This is a genomic window from Ensifer sp. 22521, assembly GCF_052044795.1.
Classification (GTDB): domain Bacteria; phylum Pseudomonadota; class Alphaproteobacteria; order Rhizobiales; family Rhizobiaceae; genus Ensifer.
Genome location: NZ_JBQENM010000005.1, coordinates 193843 through 210275, shown reverse-complemented (window position 1 = coordinate 210275; position 16433 = coordinate 193843). Strand labels below are relative to the sequence as shown.

13 protein-coding genes and 1 pseudogene are annotated in these 16433 nt (G+C 62.0%); 12 read left to right on the top strand and 2 right to left on the bottom strand.

What is annotated here, in order from left to right; translation table 11 throughout:
• Nucleotides 1–38 precede the first annotated feature (38 nt).
• The 3 genes from ACTJKE_RS08880 to ACTJKE_RS08870 are packed head-to-tail and all read left to right on the top strand — an operon-like array spanning nucleotide 39 to nucleotide 3772.
• Nucleotides 39–1898, top strand: a complete 1860-nt coding sequence (locus tag ACTJKE_RS08880) for a M3 family oligoendopeptidase (RefSeq protein ID WP_113513260.1) — start codon at nucleotides 39–41, stop codon at nucleotides 1896–1898.
• A 45-nt stretch (nucleotides 1899–1943) separates the two neighbouring features.
• Nucleotides 1944–3143: an aminodeoxychorismate synthase component I gene (locus tag ACTJKE_RS08875; RefSeq protein ID WP_058325909.1), complete on the top strand. Its 1200-nt coding sequence runs from the start codon at nucleotides 1944–1946 to the stop codon at nucleotides 3141–3143.
• Nucleotides 3140–3772 carry an aminotransferase class IV family protein gene (locus tag ACTJKE_RS08870; RefSeq protein ID WP_058325910.1) on the top strand — a complete coding sequence of 211 codons (633 nt, stop codon included), beginning with the start codon at nucleotides 3140–3142 and terminating at the stop codon, nucleotides 3770–3772. Before ACTJKE_RS08875 ends, ACTJKE_RS08870 begins: the two co-directional genes overlap by 4 nt.
• Here ACTJKE_RS08870 and ACTJKE_RS08865 read toward each other — a convergent pair.
• Nucleotides 3737–4687 carry a GGDEF domain-containing protein gene (locus tag ACTJKE_RS08865; protein WP_057254638.1) on the bottom strand — a complete coding sequence of 317 codons (951 nt, stop codon included), beginning with the start codon at nucleotides 4685–4687 and terminating at the stop codon, nucleotides 3737–3739. The two genes, ACTJKE_RS08870 and ACTJKE_RS08865, sit on opposite strands and share 36 nt — an antisense overlap.
• A 152-nt stretch (nucleotides 4688–4839) precedes the next feature.
• Between ACTJKE_RS08865 and ACTJKE_RS08860 the strand changes: the two are divergent.
• From ACTJKE_RS08860 to ACTJKE_RS08825, 8 genes and pseudogenes are all read left to right on the top strand, one after another.
• Nucleotides 4840–4935: pseudogene (locus ACTJKE_RS08860) on the top strand (heme-dependent oxidative N-demethylase family protein); the annotation flags it as partial.
• 272 nt (nucleotides 4936–5207) lie between these two features.
• On the top strand, nucleotides 5208–6659 hold the full coding sequence (locus tag ACTJKE_RS08855; RefSeq protein ID WP_057254637.1) for a homospermidine synthase: 1452 nt from the start codon (nucleotides 5208–5210) through the stop codon (nucleotides 6657–6659).
• 173 nt (nucleotides 6660–6832) lie between these two features.
• Nucleotides 6833–7201 (top strand): outer membrane lipoprotein Omp10, encoded by a 369-nt coding sequence (gene omp10 / locus ACTJKE_RS08850; RefSeq protein ID WP_058321013.1) that lies wholly within the window; start codon nucleotides 6833–6835, stop codon nucleotides 7199–7201.
• Nucleotides 7202–7429: 228 nt separating this feature from the next.
• Complete coding sequence (locus ACTJKE_RS08845) at nucleotides 7430–9316, top strand: 5'-nucleotidase C-terminal domain-containing protein (RefSeq protein WP_058321012.1); 1887 nt, start codon at nucleotides 7430–7432, stop codon at nucleotides 9314–9316.
• A gap of 116 nt (nucleotides 9317–9432) precedes the next feature.
• Nucleotides 9433–10470, top strand: a complete 1038-nt coding sequence (hemH, locus tag ACTJKE_RS08840; RefSeq protein ID WP_058325911.1) for a ferrochelatase — start codon at nucleotides 9433–9435, stop codon at nucleotides 10468–10470.
• Nucleotides 10471–10670: 200 nt separating this feature from the next.
• The gene (locus ACTJKE_RS08835) at nucleotides 10671–11669 is read left to right on the top strand and encodes an SPFH domain-containing protein (protein WP_058325912.1); all 999 of its coding nucleotides are present in this window, start codon (nucleotides 10671–10673) and stop codon (nucleotides 11667–11669) included.
• Between the two features lie 3 nt (nucleotides 11670–11672).
• Nucleotides 11673–12131, top strand: a complete 459-nt coding sequence (locus ACTJKE_RS08830; RefSeq protein WP_058325913.1) for an NfeD family protein — start codon at nucleotides 11673–11675, stop codon at nucleotides 12129–12131.
• A gap of 110 nt (nucleotides 12132–12241) precedes the next feature.
• The gene (locus ACTJKE_RS08825) at nucleotides 12242–13687 is read left to right on the top strand and encodes an outer membrane beta-barrel protein (RefSeq protein ID WP_058325914.1); all 1446 of its coding nucleotides are present in this window, start codon (nucleotides 12242–12244) and stop codon (nucleotides 13685–13687) included.
• A gap of 115 nt (nucleotides 13688–13802) precedes the next feature.
• Here the strand turns inward: ACTJKE_RS08825 and galU are convergent, their stop codons facing one another.
• Nucleotides 13803–14690, bottom strand: coding sequence for a UTP--glucose-1-phosphate uridylyltransferase GalU (galU, locus tag ACTJKE_RS08820; protein WP_440691755.1), 888 nt, complete (start codon nucleotides 14688–14690; stop codon nucleotides 13803–13805).
• A 399-nt stretch (nucleotides 14691–15089) separates the two neighbouring features.
• Here galU and ACTJKE_RS08815 point away from each other — a divergent pair, with 399 nt between their 5' ends.
• Nucleotides 15090–16310: a lytic murein transglycosylase gene (locus tag ACTJKE_RS08815; RefSeq protein ID WP_057254829.1), complete on the top strand. Its 1221-nt coding sequence runs from the start codon at nucleotides 15090–15092 to the stop codon at nucleotides 16308–16310.
• Nucleotides 16311–16433: the final 123 nt, after the last annotated feature.

Here is a 16433-nt window from a genome sequence, read left to right as displayed (position 1 = left end):
CTTGCCTTCTTCCTGTCACGAACGAGAGAAATCCGACGATGACCTTCCGCCCCTTCGCTCCCGAGCAATCCGCTGTCCGCGCCGCCGCCGGGCAATCCCATGGCGCTACCGCGGATCTCGGCGACCTGCCCTCCTGGCGGCTCGAAGATCTCTATCCGTCGGCCGCATCGGATGCCTTTCGCAACGACCTGAAAAAGGCCGAGACCGAAGCGACCGCCTTCGAAACCAAGTGGAAGGGCAAGCTGGCCGAGGCCGCGACGAAGCGTGGTGACGACGGCATCGGCGCCGCCGTCCGGGAGTTCGAAGCGCTCGAAGATGTCATGGGCCGCATCGCTTCCTTTGCCGGCCTCACCTATTTCTCGGACACGTCCAAGCCCGAGAACGGCAAGCTTTATGGCGACGTACAGTCGAAGCTCACCGACATGTCGGCGCATCTGCTGTTCTTCTCGCTGGAGCTCAATCGGATCGATGACGCGGTCCTCGACAAGGCGCTGGAAAACGATACGCTTGCCGCGCACTACAGGCCCTGGCTGACCGACCTGCGCATGGACAAGCCCTATCAGCTCGACGACAAGCTGGAGCAGCTTTTCCTGGAAAAATCGATGACGGGTGCTGCCGCCTTCAACCGGCTGTTCGACGAGACGATGACGAGCCTCACCTTCAGCGTCGATGGCGAAGCGCTGCCGCTGGAAGTCGCCCTGAACCTGTTGCAGGATCCGGCGACAGAGGTCCGCAAGAAGGCGGCGATGGCGCTTGCCGAAACCTTCAAGGCCAATATCCGCACCTTCACGCTGATCACCAACACGTTGGCCAAGGACAAGGAAATCTCCGACCGCTGGCGCGGTTTTCAGGACATCGCCGACAGCCGCCATCTGGCGAACCGCGTCGAGCGCGAAGTTGTCGATGCGCTGGCCGAAGCCGTCAAATCCGCCTATCCGCGCCTGTCGCATCGCTACTACACGATGAAGGCAAAATGGCTCGGCATGCAGGAGATGGATTTCTGGGATCGCAATGCGCCGTTGCCGGAAACGCCGAACGCGCTGATTTCCTGGAACGAAGCCAAGGACACGGTGCTCTCTGCCTACAAGGCCTTCGATCCGGAAATGGCTGCGATCGCCCGCCGCTTCTTCGACGAGAGCTGGATCGACGCGCCGGTGCGGCCGGGCAAGGCACCGGGCGCCTTCGCCCATCCGACGGTACCATCCGCGCACCCCTACGTGCTCGTCAATTACATGGGCAAGCCGCGCGACGTCATGACGCTCGCACACGAACTCGGCCACGGCGTGCACCAGGTGCTGGCCGGGGGACAGGGCGCGCTGATGGCGTCTACTCCGCTGACCCTGGCCGAAACCGCGTCCGTGTTCGGCGAGATGCTGACCTTCCGCGCGCTGCTCGACCGGACGAAGGACAAGCGCGAGCGCAAGGCCATGCTTTCCCAGAAGGTCGAGGACATGATCAACACGGTCGTGCGCCAGATCGCCTTCTACGAGTTCGAGCGCAAGGTCCACACTGCCCGCAAGGAAGGCGAACTGACGGCTGACGACATCGGCAAGCTGTGGCTGTCGGTGCAGAACGAGAGCCTCGGGCCGGCGATCCGAATCTCCGAAGGCTACGAGACCTATTGGGCCTATATCCCCCACTTCGTCCACTCGCCTTTCTACGTCTACGCCTATGCCTTCGGCGACTGCCTGGTGAACTCGCTCTACGCCGTCTACCAGAACGCCGAAAAAGGCTTCCAGGAGAAGTACTTCGAACTGTTGAAGGCCGGCGGCACCAAGCACCATTCCGAGTTGCTCGCGCCCTTTGGCCTCGATGCCACCGATCCGTCGTTCTGGGCACAGGGACTGTCGATGATCGAAGGGCTCATCGACGAACTCGAGGCGCTTGATAAGGCCTGATCCGGGCACAGGTCCGGATCACGGCGCGATCGACAAGACGACTTTATGAGCGACACCGCACCCTATGTGCTGTTCCGGGACGACAGCGAAAACCGCACCACGGTTTTCGCTGAGCCTTCGCGCATCGTCACCGCGCGCACGAAAGCCGAATTCACCCGCGGCCTTGCCGAGCTCGAGCGCGCCCACAAGGCGGGCAAGTGGCTCGCCGGCTTCATGTCCTACGAGGCCGGCCACCTCTTCGAGCAGAAACTCGCAAGGTTTGCCGAGGAGGGCCGCGAAACGCCGTTGATGTCCTTCGGCATCTTCGACGCGCCCTCGGAAGACCATCCCCTCGCCGAGCCGCAGCGCCGGACCGAGAACGAACCCTTCCTCGCTGAGCCACGCGCGGGCTGGGACTTCGGCACCTACCGCGAGCGCTTCGATCGTCTGCACCAGCATCTGCGCCAGGGTGATTGCTACCAGGCCAACCTGACGATGCCGATCCGTGCCCGCTGGTCTGGCGATCCGCGCGCCGCCTTCTGGTCGCTGATCGACCGCCAGCCGGTGAAATACGGGGCGCTGGTTGCGCTTGACGGGCCGGTCCTCCTGTCGCGTTCGCCGGAACTCTTCTTCCGCGTCGATGCGGACGGCTGGATCGAGACGCACCCGATGAAGGGTACGGCCAAGCGCGGCGCCTCTGCGGCCGAAGACGCCGAGATCATCGCGACCATGCGCGCCGACGAAAAGACCCAGGCTGAAAACCGGATGATCGTCGATCTCCTGCGCAACGACATCTCGCGTATCACCGAAGTCGGCACGCTGAGCGTCCCCAAGCTCTTCGAAATCGAGACCTACCCGACCGTGCACCAGATGGTGAGCCATGTTCGGGCAAAGCTCCTGCCCGAGATCGGTATCGAGGACATCTTCGCCGCCCTGTTCCCCTGCGGCTCGATCACCGGCGCGCCGAAGATGCGGGCCATGGAAATCCTGCACGACCTCGAAGACGGACCGCGCGACGCCTATTGCGGCGCCATCGGCTTCATCGCCCCGAGCGGGATCATGCGCTTCAGCGTCGCCATCCGCACGATTTCGCTTTTCCCCAACGGCGAGGCTATCTTCAATGTCGGCGGCGGCATCGTCTTCGACAGCAACGCCCAATCCGAATATGACGAATGCCTGCTGAAGGCCCGCTTCGCCATTGGCGACGACAAGATCGCGCTCGGCGACGACAAGATCGCGCTGGGCGATGACGAGATCGCACGATGACGGACTTCTCGCTGATCGAAACGCTGCGCTACGAGCCCGAAAACGGCTTCGTCCGATCGCGCCTGCATTTGGCGCGGCTGAAGCGATCGGCGCGACGTCTCGGCATTCCAGGAGCGGAAGGCGCAGAAGCGGCCCTGTTGGCAGCGGTGGAGAGCGGCGACGACAAGCTCGTACTCCGCGTGCGGCTCGAGCTTTTCCCCGACGGACGCATCGAGGTAAAGGCCGCACCGTTCGTACCGTTGTCGGACGATACGATCTGGCGGGTGCGGATCGCCGCCACCCGGCTCAACTCGCGTGATCCGCTGCTGCGCTACAAGACCAGCCGCCGGGCGGCCTATGAAACGGCCCGTGGCGAGTTCGCAGCAAGCGAGGCTGACGAGGTTCTTCTGCTCAACGAGAAGGGCGAGGTCTGCGAAGGCACGATCACCTCGGTTTTCCTCGACGACGGTAGCGGTGTCCTGAAGACACCGCCGATCGCCTGCGGCCTGCTCGCCGGTGTGCTTCGTACCGAACTCATCTGCCAACGACGCGCGCGGGTAGCGCGCCTTTCGCCGGCGGATCTCACAAGCGGAACGGTCTATGTCGGCAATTCGCTACGCGGTATGATCCGGGTGAGACTCCTGGTCTGAACCGGGAAGCGTGTAGCGTCTGACACGATCCCGCCCATCGCGCTTGGCGAGGTAGAGCGCCTGGTCGGCGCGCGCATAGAGATCGCTGACGGAATCGCCATCACGATATTCCGCAAGCCCGACCGAACAGGTGTAGAAGAACTCCGGAATATTCTCGAGCGGCCGGGAGCTTCTGACCCTTTCGAGCAGACGGTCGAGAATGCGATTGCCTTCGCTGATGGTGGTATCAGGCAGGATGAGCATGAATTCCTCACCGCCGATCCGGCCGAAGCAATCCGAGCGGCGCACGAATTCCTGCATTTGACGCGCGAAATCGAGCAGAACCTCGTCGCCGCGCTGGTGCCCGTGGCGGTCGTTGATCGCCTTGAAATAGTCGATGTCGATGATCGCGACGCAACCCCACATATGCGGATTTTCGGCACAGTTGGCGATGAATTCAGTCAACCGCCCCATTGTGTAGCGACGGTTGGGCACACTGGTCAGCTCGTCGACCTGGGCCGCCCGAAGCGCGAAATCGCGGTCCTGCCGGAGCTCGCGCTCCCCCGCATGGATGGTGGTGACATCGACGGCAATGCAAAGCATATAGCCGTCGGAATCCACCGTCTCCGTCATCCACAGCCAGCGGCCGTCATGCAAGTCGGTTTCCATGGCACGAAAAGGCACTTTGCCGCGCCGGTGAGCCGTCGAGGCGATCCAGGCGTTGACGTCGTCGGTTTTCAGGACGGTCCCCTGGCCGGCTGCGTAGTTCCGGCGCATGATCTCCGCCCAGGTAGGGCTCTCGTCTGGACCGACGTGATAGGCCGCGCGAAATGCCGTGTTGGCAAATCGCAATCGATCGTGCTGATCGTAGAGCGCGATCAGTACGGGTGTTTTGCTCTGTAAGGCCGCAAGAGCCTTGAGATGACTACCGGTCACGGTCTGTCAGGCCTCCGGGTCGGACAATATCAATCATGGCGCGAAGCGGATGCTTCAGACGAAGCTATAGCACGAAGTGCTTGTGACAAGCGTTTACGCGTGTGAAACGATGGGGATATGGTTAAATCACCGTCTTGGACCGGCCGAAGTGCATGAAGCATACGCGCTACGACGGTTCCTCCAAGCCCTTCACCATCGGCCTTGCCCAACTCGATCCCGATCGCTGGATCGAGCCTGACGAACAGCTACAGCACTAGCTCTCAGAAAAGAAGTGCCTTCTTGCGGAAGCGTGAGGCAGTCGCGGCCCTGCTTTCGATCGCCGGTTAAGCACTATCTCAGATAGCGGTTGACCCGCCGGCTCTTTATTGTGACAGCGATCTATGCTCTACAGCGCCCGCGTGCCGCATTCGGCACCGAAGCCGCTGCGGCACACCCGTCAAGCTGGAACAGCGGCACCAGCCGCTTCCTCATGCTTAGTCACCCACCGTCACAGGAAAGTTTCCTCAGGAGTAAGACAAAAATGGCAGATACCACCTATCCGGTTTACGGCGAGATCACCGGTCCGATCGTCATGATCGGTTTCGGTTCGATCGGTCGCGGCACCCTGCCGCTGATCGAGCGCCACTTCAAATACGACAAGAACCGGTTGATCGTGGTCGAACCCCGTGAGGACGCCGCCGACAACGAGATTTTCGAACGGCATGGCGTACGTCACGTTCGCGCTCATGTGACGAAGGACAACTACAAGGAACTGCTGAAGCCGCTGCTCACCGAAGGCGAAGGCCAGGGCTTCTGCGTCAACCTGTCGGTCGATACCGGCTCGCTCGACCTGATCAAGATGTGCCGCAAGCTCGACGTTCTCTACATCGACACGGTCGTTGAGCCGTGGCTCGGTTTCTATTTCGACGCCGAAATGGACAATTCCGAGCGCACCAACTATGCGCTGCGCGAAACCGTTCGCAAGGAAAAGGAAAAGAACCCGGGCGGCACCACGGCCGTTTCCACCTGCGGCGCCAACCCCGGCATGGTCTCCTGGTTCGTCAAGCAGGGCCTCTTGAACCTCGCCAACGACCTCGGCGTGAAGTTTGAAGAGCCGCATCAGGACGACCGCGAAGGCTGGGCGAAGCTGATGAAAAAGGTCGGCGTCAAGGGCGTGCACATTGCCGAGCGCGACACCCAGCTGACCAAGAAGCCGAAGCCGCTCGACGTGTTCTGGAACACCTGGTCGGTCGAGGGTTTCATCTCCGAAGGTCTGCAGCCGGCCGAACTCGGCTGGGGCACCCATGAAAACTGGATGCCGAAGAACGCCAAGAAGCACAAGAAGGGCTGCAAGGCTGCAATCTACCTGGAGCAGCCGGGCGCCAACACCCGCGTACGCACCTGGTGCCCGACGCCTGGCCCGCAATACGGCTTCCTCGTCACCCACAACGAGGCGATCTCGATCTCGGACTTCTTCACCGTTCGCGATAAGGACGGCGAAGTGACGTACCGTCCGACCTGCCACTACGCCTACCATCCGGCCAACGACGCGGTCCTGTCGCTGCACGAGATGTTCGGCAACGGCGGCAACGCCCAGCCGGTCCATCACGTTCTCGACGAGAAGGAACTCGTTGAGGGCCTCGACGAACTGGGCGTCCTGCTCTACGGCCACGACAAGAATGCCTATTGGTTCGGCTCGCGCCTGTCTCTGGAAGAGACCCGCCGCATCGCTCCCTACCAGAACGCCACCGGCATGCAGGTAACCTCTGCGGTTCTCGCCGGCATGGTCTGGGCGATCGAAAACCCGAAGGCCGGCATCGTCGAAGCCGACGAGATGGACTACAAGCGCTGCCTGGAAGTACAGCTTCCCTATCTCGGTCCGGTTGAAGGCCACTACACCGACTGGACCCCGCTCGACGGTCGTCCGGGCCTGTTCCCGGAAGACATCGACACCAAGGATCCCTGGCAGTTCAAGAACATCCTCGTTCGCTAAGCTTTTGACGTAAAACGTCATCCGGCCCGGGGCACGACCGTGTCCCGGGCCTTTTCATCTGTGCAGGAAAAGGCGCCGGCCGCCCCCTGCCGCTCTTGCTTTCAACTCATGATCGCGGCATGGTCATGCCGGAATGAAACAGTCCGCTCGGCCCAATGCGGGGGAAATCGCCTATGAAGCCATTCGCAGTTCTGACCCTTATCGCAACCGCCGCGGCCTTGGCATCCTGCCAGTCGTCGCCCCGGATCATCGATGAGGGCGGGCCGTCGCGCCAGGCGACCGGCGTCGAAGGCTCCTGGGTAGACCCGAACGGCATCGTCTCGACTTTTGCGGGCGGCACCTTCTCGACCCGCACGACCGACACCAACCAGCTGCTTGCTTCGGGCAACTACATCAAGACGAGCCCGACGCTCGTCGAGATCAACATGACCTCGCTCGTGCGCAATACCCAGTCCAAGGTCGCTTGCGCCCTGGTCACCCAGAACCAGCTCAATTGCACCACCGATGCCGGCGCGCAGTTCTCGCTGGCGCGGCGCGGCTAAAACAGCGCATACGCAAGTATCGAAGCCCCCGATCGGGGGCTTTTTTTGTTGCAGGATCGCAGCTTAACCTCGTTATAAATTGACAAAGCGAGCTTGGTTTTAGCGCTTGAAGTCACCTTCAAGTGATGAAAACATCCGGCCCGGCAAAGCCACTCCGACCGTGGGGAACGGTTCCGTCTTCACGGCTCCGGAAACGGTCGGCTGACAACCGGCAAACAGGAGAACATCATGATCAGACACATGCGGACCGGCCTGATGACCGCGTCCATTCTTGCCCTCTCCTCGGGCGCAGCCTTCGCCGATTATGAGCTGAACATCCTGCACATCAACGACCTTCATTCCCGCATCGAGTCGATCAACAAGTTCGACTCGACCTGCTCGGCGGAAGAGGAAGGCAAGAACGAATGCTTCGGCGGCGTCGCTCGCTTGAAAGCCCTGATCGACACGAAACGCCAGGAACTCTCCGGCAAGAACGTGCTGCTGCTCAATGCCGGCGACAACTTCCAGGGCTCGCTGTTCTTCACCACCTATAAGGGCCTGGCCGAAGCCGAGTTCCTCAACCTGATGAAGTTCGATGCGATGACCGTGGGCAACCACGAATTCGACGAGAGCGAAGACGGCCTGGCCGGCTTCCTCGACAAGATTACCTTCCCTGTCGTCACCGCCAACGTCCTGCCGAGCCACAAGTCGAAGATCGGCGACCGCATCAAGCCGTCGATCGTGCTCGACGTCGGCGGCCAGAAGGTCGGCATCGTCGGCGCCGTCGCCAACGACACGCCGGAACTCTCCTCGCCTGGCCCGGACATCCTGATCGGCGACGACGTTGCCACCACCACGGCCGCTGTCGAAGAACTGAAGAAGCAGGGCGTCGACAAGATTATTGCGCTGACCCATGTCGGCTATCCGCGCGATCTCGCGGCAATTGCCAAGATCCCCGATGTCGATATCGTCGTCGGCGGCCACTCGCACAGCCTCTTGTCCAACACCGACCCGAAGGCCGAAGGCCCCTACCCGACGATGGTCGACAATCCCGGCGGCTACAAGGTTCCGGTCGTCCAGGCCGCATCCTACACCAAGTATCTCGGCGATCTCGTCGTCACCTTCGACGACAAGGGCGTCGTCAAAGCCGCCAAGGGCGATCCGATCCTGGTCGACTCGTCCGTCAAGCCGGATGAGGCCGTGCTGGCGCGCGTCGCCGAACTCGGCAAGCCGATCGAGGAATTGCGCTCGAAGATCATCGCCAAGACCGAAGCGCCGATCGACGGCTCGCGTGAGAATTGCCGCACCAAGGAATGCGAAATGGGCAGCCTGCTCACCGACGCCATGCTCGACCGCGTCAAGGGCCAGGGTGTCACCATCGCCATCACCAATGGCGGTGGCCTGCGCGCCTCGATCGACGCCGGCGACGTTTCGATGGGCGAAGCCATCACCGTTCTGCCGTTCCAGAACACGGTCGCCACCTTCCAGATCAAGGGCGACGGCATCCGTGAAGCGCTGGAAAACGGCCTCAGCAAGCTCGAGGAAGGCGGCGGTCGCTTCCCGCAGGTGGCGGGCATGAAGTTCTCCTTCGACAAGTCGAAGCCGGTCGGCAGCCGTGTCGTCTCGGTCGAGGTAAAGGAAGGCGAAGGCTACGTCGCCCTCGATCCGGCCAAGACCTATTCGCTCGTCACCAACAACTACATGCGCAATGGCGGCGACGGCTACGACGTCTTCAAGGAGAAGGGTGAAAACGCCTACGACTACGGTCCGGGCCTCGAAACCGTGCTCGCCGACTATCTCGCCGCCCACCAGCCGTTCAAGCCCTATACCGATGGCCGCATCACCGAGGTCGCTTCGGCTGCAGGTGCTGCACCGGCAGAACCGGCGACGGAAACGAAGCCGGCGACGGGCACCGACACCACGGCAACCCAGCCGGCGGCAACCTCCGGCGATGCATCAGCGCCCGCGGCAAGCGGCCCGCAGAAGCACGTGATCGCCAAGGGCGATACGCTCTGGGACCTCGCCAAGTCGTTCTACGGCGAAGGCTCGCTGTGGAAGAAGATCTCCGAAGCCAACGGCAAGCCGGCGCCGCGCGCGCTGCATGTCGGCACGGAACTGGAAATTCCGGCAAAGTAAGACAATTTTCCTCTACTTTCAGAGCCGGCGCGGGCTTCCCCGCGCCGGCTTTTCTTTTTAGAAGGATTTGAAACCGAAAGCAGTGTCCCGATTGAACGGGGCCGACGAGGACCGAGATGACCGAACAGCTTGCCGTGATCGCCCCTGCCGACCACCCTTCCGTCAAATCCGGAAAGGTCGGCATTCTGCTGGTCAATCTCGGCACGCCCGACGGCACCGACTATACCTCGATGCGCCGCTACCTGAAGGAGTTCCTGACGGACCGCCGGGTGATCGAATGGTCGCGGCTGTTCTGGTACCCGATCCTGTTCGGCATCGTGCTCAACACCCGTCCCGGCAAGGTGGGCAAGGCCTATGAGACGATCTGGAACAAGGAGCTGAACGAAAGCTACCTCAGGACCTACACCCGCAACCAGGCGCAACTGATCGCCAAAACGTTCGCCGATCGCCCTGAGGTGATCGTCGACTGGGGCATGCGCTACGGCCAGCCATCGATTGCCTCGCGCATGGAGGCGCTGCAGAAGGCCGGTTGCGAACGCATCCTCGTCTTCCCGCTCTATCCGCAGTATGCGGCCGCTACCACCGCCACCGTCAACGACAAGGCCTTCGAGGCGCTCTTGAAGATGCGCTGGCAGCCGGCGCTGCGCACGGTTCCGCCCTACCACGACGATCCGGTCTATATCGACGCGCTCGCGACCTCGATCGAGCGCCATCTGGCGACGCTCGACTGGGAACCGGAAGTGGTTCTGACTTCCTTCCACGGGATCCCGAAGAGCTATTTCGACAAGGGCGACCCCTATTATTGCCAATGCCAGAAGACCGCGCGACTACTGCGCGAAAAGCTCGGCTGGTCCAAGGACAAGCTGCAGGTCACCTTCCAGTCGCGCTTCGGCCCCGAGGAATGGCTGCAGCCCTACACTGACAAGACGGTCGAGAAACTCGCACAGGAAGGCGTCAAGCGCATCGCCGTCATCAACCCCGGTTTCGTCTCCGACTGTCTGGAAACACTGGAGGAGATCGCCGAGCAGGCGGCCGAGAGCTTCCACCACAATGGCGGCGACAAGTTCACCCACATTCCCTGTCTCAACGACAGCGCCGAAGGCATGGCGGTCCTCGAACACGTCGTGCGTCGCGAACTCGCCGGCTGGCTCTAGCTCCCATTCCTTGCCGCGCCGCTTGAAAACGGTGCCCCGATCACCACTTCTGGATGAATGGAACACGCACGCGCTCACCGGCGAGTGCGCGTCCCTAACATTTTGAATCTATGCGCAATCCGCGGAAACCGATTCCGGACCGACAACTATTGCGCTAAAGTGCTGTCTCGGGTCGGGATTGCAAATTTAGGGGGCATCTCTTGGGCGGGTTGGATATCGTCGTCGTCGGTTTCGTGGTTCTCATCATCCTGGTCCTCTTCATGGGGATCAAGACGGTGCCGCAGGGCTACCGCTACACCATCGAGCGCTTCGGTCGTTACACGAAGACGCTGGAGCCAGGTCTGAACCTGATCGTGCCCTTCATCGACCGGATCGGCGCCAAGATGAACGTGATGGAGCAGGTGCTCGACGTTCCGACTCAGGAGGTCATCACCAAGGACAATGCCAGCGTCTCGGCCGACGCCGTCGCCTTCTACCAGGTGCTGAACGCAGCGCAGGCCGCCTATCAGGTCGCCAACCTGGAAAACGCCATCCTCAACCTGACGATGACCAATATCCGCTCGGTCATGGGCTCGATGGATCTCGACGAACTGCTTTCCAATCGCGATACGATCAACGACCGATTGCTGCATGTCGTCGACGAGGCCGCCAACCCCTGGGGCATCAAGATCACCCGCATCGAGATCAAGGATATCGCACCGCCGAAGGACCTTGTCGACGCCATGGCAAGACAGATGAAGGCCGAACGCGAAAAGCGCGCCCAGGTATTGGAAGCGGAAGGCTCGAGAAACGCGCAGATCCTGCGCGCCGAGGGCGCCAAGCAGTCGGCGATCCTCCAGGCCGAGGGCCAGCGCGAAGCGGCCTTCCGCGATGCGGAAGCCCGCGAACGTCTGGCCGAGGCCGAAGCCAAGGCGACGCAGATGGTCTCTGCCGCGATTGCCGCCGGCGACATCCAGGCGATCAACTACTTCGTCGCGCAGAAGTACACCGAGGCGCTCGCCTCGATCGGCACCGCCAACAACCAGAAGATCGTGCTGATGCCGATGGAAGCCTCCGCACTGATCGGCTCGCTCGGCGGTATCGGCGCCATCGCCAAGGAGGTTTTTGGCGATGGACAGACGGCACCGGCGACACGCCCGCGCCCATCGACTCCTCGGACCACGCCCGCCTTCCCGGCAGATCCCTCGCAAGGGAAGTAGGCGATGATCGAACGCGCCATTCAAGAACTCGGGCCCTGGAGCTGGTGGGTTCTCGGCTTCGTGCTGCTGGCAGCCGAACTCGTGGCACCCGGCGTGTTCCTGATCTGGATCGGCATCGCCGCGCTCATTATCGGAATTCTCTCCCTTATGCTCTGGGAGACCGGCTTCTGGATGTGGCAGGTGCAGTTCGTCCTCTTCGCCGTCCTCTCGGTGGTCGCTGTGCTGCTCGGCCGCCGCTTCGTTCTGTCCTCAGCCGAAACCACCGACGAACCCTTGCTGAACCAGAGAGCGGAAAGTCTCGTCGGTCGTACCGCGGTACTGGAGAAACCGATCGCCGAGGGACGCGGCCGTATCCGGCTCGACGATACGTTCTGGATCATCGAGGGACCGGACCTGCCGGCTGGCACCCGAGTCCGCGTCGTTTCCAGCCATGGCCGAAACCTGACCGTCGAAAGCGCCTGATCGGCAAGCGGCTGATGCCACGACGTTTTTCCCATTTGGAAACGATTGCTTAACCACGTCGCTTTACGATTGCGAAAGGATTGCAATCAGGCTTCGTGGACAAACGGCATATGGTGCCAGGCTCATCTCGCTCGACCAAAGGAGACGCGCGGCGTTCGACCTCGCTGGCGTTGCTATTGGCCGGCACTGCCCTGTTCGCACCATCGTCATTGCGCGCGCAAACGGCCACGGCCCCGACGACCTCCTATGGCGTCGCCACCACCCCGGCAACAGTCCCGGCCACCACGCCCGCAATCGCCGATCCGCAAACCACCGGCGCCGTCAGCGGCGACGATCTTCCGCCGGCGCAGAACGAGGATTTCCTCCGCCTCAACCAGCGGGAGCCGACGATCGATGGCCTGAGGCTTCGAACCGATACGGAGGGGTATCGTACCACGCCGGGCGTTCGCATCGGGACCTTCACACTGCGCCCCAGCGTCAGCGAGACCATCAACCATGAATGGCGCAACGACGGTGACACCAAGACGAACCGCGGCTATCTCGAAACCGGCATCCGCGGCACCCTGACCTCCGACTGGTCGCGTCACCAGTTGACCGTCACCGGCGAAGGCATCCTGCAAAACAACATCTCAGGCGAAGGGGAGGAAGAGCCGCGCGCCGATGTAGACGCGGAACTGCGCCTCGATCTCTGGGACGAAACGATTGCACGACTCCGGGCCGGATACAGTTTCTACCGAGAAGACGCCGACGACCCGAACGCGATTTCGAACGCCAAGACCCAGTCCGCGGTCAACACCTACCGCCTCGGTGCCGCCATCGAGCGCGATTTCGGTCTGATCCGCGGTTCGGTCGGAATCGATTTCGACCGCCAAACCTATGGCGATGTCGAACTCGAAAACGGCACGACACTGTCCGAGAAGGACCGCAACCGCAACACCGGAAACTTGATTGCCCGCGTCGGCTACGAACTGTCGCCGGCGCTGATCCCGTTCCTCGAAGCCTCCGTCGGCAAGTCGCTTTACGACTTGCGCGAGGACACGTCCGGCTTCGAGCGTTCCTACCAGACCTATGCCGGACGCGGCGGTATCGAGGTCGATCTCGGCGAGAAACTCTATGGTGAGCTCGGCCTCGGCTACGAGACCTATCGCTTCGATGATGATAGGCTCGAAGACGTCAGCGGCCTGTCCGTCGACGGCCGCCTCAACTGGTCGCCGCAGCGCGGCACCGATGTGCTCTTCGCGGTTTTGACGGATCTCGATCCGTCGACGACGGCGGGCGTTTCCGGATCGATCGACTATACCTTGACCAACATCATCACCCACCAGATGCGCTCCGATCTGGTCGCACGATTGTCCAACACTCTGATCATCCGCAAATATCCGTCGGACTCCCGCTCCTCCGACGAGACGACCTGGCGCACGGGCGCAGGCCTCACCTGGGATATGAACCGTTACCTCGCATTGACCGGCGACGTCAGCTACGAGCGCACCACGCCCGACGTCGGCGATCCGACCGACATCACCCGTGTCGGCGTCGGCCTCGTCCTGCGGCGTTGAGCCAAAGGTCAGCCGCTGGCAAAGCTAGAGCGGTAACAACACTCATTGCCAGCAGCCAATGAAAAAGGCCGCATTCCTCGGGGAACGCGGCCTTCTCGTTTCGGTGGAACCGAAATTACCTCAGGCTGCTCAGCAGCGTCTTCAGCGGCCCCTCGACGCTCGGGCGGATGTCGCCGCGTTCCAGAGCAAAGGCAACGTTTGCCAGGATGAAGCCGTCCTTGGCGCCACAGTCATAGGTGTCGCCACGGAAGTGATAGGCGGCGAACTGCTGGCTGTCGGAGAGCTTGAGCATGCCATCGGTCAGCTGGATTTCGTTGCCGGCGCCGCGCTCCTGCTTTTCGAGGATCGGGAAGATCTCCGGCTGCAGGATGTAGCGGCCGTTGATGAAGAAGTTGGACGGGGCTGTGCCCGGTGCCGGCTTCTCGACCATCTTGGTGATCTTGAAACCATCGCCCACCTTGTCGCCGACGCCGACGATGCCGTATTTGTGGGCCTGGTCGGGTGCGCATTCCTCGACGGCGATGACGTTGCCGCCGCTCTGCTCATAGAGCTCGACCATGCCCTTGAGGCAGCCCTTTTCGCCCTTCATGATCATGTCGGGCAAGAGCAGCGCAAACGGCTCGTTGCCGACGAGGTCACGGGCGCACCAGACCGCGTGGCCGAGGCCGAGCGGGGCCTGCTGGCGGGTAAAGCTGGTCGTGCCGGCCTTCGGCAGAATGCTGTCGAGCAGGGCGATCTCGGCCTTCTTGTTGCGCTCGCGCAGCGTCTGATCGAGCTCGACCTGAATGTCGAAATAATCCTCGATCACCGCCTTGCTGCGGCCGGTGACGAAGATCAGATGCTCGATGCCGGCTTCCAGCGCCTCATCGACCACATATTGAATGACCGGCTTGTCCACCACCGTCAGCATTTCCTTCGGCACGGCCTTGGTAGCCGGCAGGAAACGTGTGCCCAGCCCTGCGACTGGGAACACGGCTTTGCGGACTTTACGCTTGTCGGTCATCGATACCTCCTTGATAGGAACTCACTCATAAGTCTTGCCGGATGGTCCCGGACGGCAATCCGTCTGAAACCATACAGCGCTCCGTAATGGAGCCGCAATCTCTATGCCGTCAGCTGAACACAGCCTGAACCGACGGAACAAATGCATATGCGAACTCCACGACCATGGCTTGACATTTTCTACAGCGGAAGACGCCACCACAATTTCATGGTAAAGGGTTTGTTGACCACGTTTCTGTAGATTCGTTGCAATCCGGCAATGCAACAATCGCGGCCGGATCCGAAACAGGAGCCGCCGACGACTGCCCCCACCGTCGAGGCTGGCCCCAGACTGCCACCTTGCGGAGTGATTCGGGCCATGACGGCCGAAGCCCCCGCAGAGAAACGGAACCGACAGCTGATGATCAGAAACCGCAGGACGTTTTTCCGTCATATCGCAGCCGCCCTCGTCCTATCCGCCGCAACACTCGGCACCTCGCCCGCGCGCGCCGATGCCGGATTCCAGAACTGGATCAACGAATTCTACACGACGGCCGCCAAGGCCGGCATCAGCAAGTCGACCTATCGCCAGGCCTTCGCCGGCGTGAAGTCGCCTGACCAGACGGTGATCGAGAAGGCGAACTACCAGCCGGAGTTCAAGCACAAGATCTGGGAATACATCGATTCCCGCGTGAACCCGTACACCAAGCGCGTCGGCCAGGAGATGGCGACGAAGCACGCCCGCACGCTGAACGCGCTGGAAAAGCACTTCGGCGTCGACAAGACCATCCTGCTGGCGATCTGGTCGATGGAATCCAACTACGGCGCCGTGCTCGAGAAGGATGACCGCCTGCACTATGTGCCGCGCGCGCTCGCCACCCTTGCCTATGCCGATCCGAAGCGCTCGAACTACGCCAAGAAGCAGCTGATCGCCGCGCTGAAGATCCTCCAGAGCGGCGACATCACGCCGCGCGAGCTGACCGGGTCCTGGGCGGGCGCCATGGGCCACACCCAGTTCATCCCGACGAGCTACCTGCTCTATGCGGTTGACGCCGACGGCAACGGTCACCGCGACATCTGGAACTCGGTGCCCGATGCGCTGGCGACCGCCGCCAACCTTTTGAAGAAGAACGGCTGGCAGCCGGGCGAAACCTGGGGCTACGAAGTCGCGCCGCCGGCAAATGCCGCGAAATATTCCGGCCAGACGAAGACGCTCGCCGAATGGGCGTCGCTCGGCTTCGGCCGACCCAACGGCAAGGGCTTCCGCAACGGCAGCATACGCGCCGAACTCAAGCTGCCGAGCGGTGGCGAGGGTCCCGGCTTCCTGATGACCAAGAACTTCTTCGTCATCAAGCGCTACAACGCCTCCGACAGCTACGCTCTCGGCGTCGGCCTTCTTGCCGACCAGATCGCCGGCTATCAGGGCATGCAGCAGCGCTGGCCGCGTCCGGACGGATCGCTCGACATCAGCGAAAAGTTCGAACTGCAGAACCGCCTGAAGGAGCTCGGCTACTACAGCGGCGAAGTCGACGGCAATTTCGGTTCCGGCTCGAAGGCCGCGATCCAGGCGTTCCAGTCGAAGAACGGCCTGGCGCCGGACGGAGAGCCGACCCAGATGCTGCTGCGCGCCCTTCGCAACTAGCGGCTCGAAACGGTTTCACGATCGCCACATCCGTGAGATAAATGACGAGTAGCGCGCTGCATCCCGTGCGGCGCGCTGAAACGTGAGGGCGGTTGAAAACCGGCGAAGACGCGATCAACGGGG

Bases quoted from the DNA above. Each gene is read 5' to 3' on its own strand.
- ACTJKE_RS08830 (WP_058325913.1), top strand. From the start codon at position 11,673: ATGATCGAACGCGCCATTCAAGAACTCGGGCCCTGGAGCTGGTGGGTT.
- ACTJKE_RS08815 (WP_057254829.1), top strand. From the start codon at position 15,090: ATGATCAGAAACCGCAGGACGTTTTTCCGTCATATCGCAGCCGCCCTC.
- ACTJKE_RS08870 (WP_058325910.1), top strand. From the start codon at position 3,140: ATGACGGACTTCTCGCTGATCGAAACGCTGCGCTACGAGCCCGAAAAC.
- ACTJKE_RS08825 (WP_058325914.1), top strand. From the start codon at position 12,242: ATGGTGCCAGGCTCATCTCGCTCGACCAAAGGAGACGCGCGGCGTTCG.
- ACTJKE_RS08855 (WP_057254637.1), top strand. From the start codon at position 5,208: ATGGCAGATACCACCTATCCGGTTTACGGCGAGATCACCGGTCCGATC.
- ACTJKE_RS08875 (WP_058325909.1), top strand. From the start codon at position 1,944: ATGAGCGACACCGCACCCTATGTGCTGTTCCGGGACGACAGCGAAAAC.
- hemH (WP_058325911.1), top strand. From the start codon at position 9,433: ATGACCGAACAGCTTGCCGTGATCGCCCCTGCCGACCACCCTTCCGTC.
- ACTJKE_RS08880 (WP_113513260.1), top strand. From the start codon at position 39: ATGACCTTCCGCCCCTTCGCTCCCGAGCAATCCGCTGTCCGCGCCGCC.
- omp10 (WP_058321013.1), top strand. From the start codon at position 6,833: ATGAAGCCATTCGCAGTTCTGACCCTTATCGCAACCGCCGCGGCCTTG.
- galU (WP_440691755.1), bottom strand. From the start codon at position 14,690: ATGACCGACAAGCGTAAAGTCCGCAAAGCCGTGTTCCCAGTCGCAGGG.
- ACTJKE_RS08845 (WP_058321012.1), top strand. From the start codon at position 7,430: ATGATCAGACACATGCGGACCGGCCTGATGACCGCGTCCATTCTTGCC.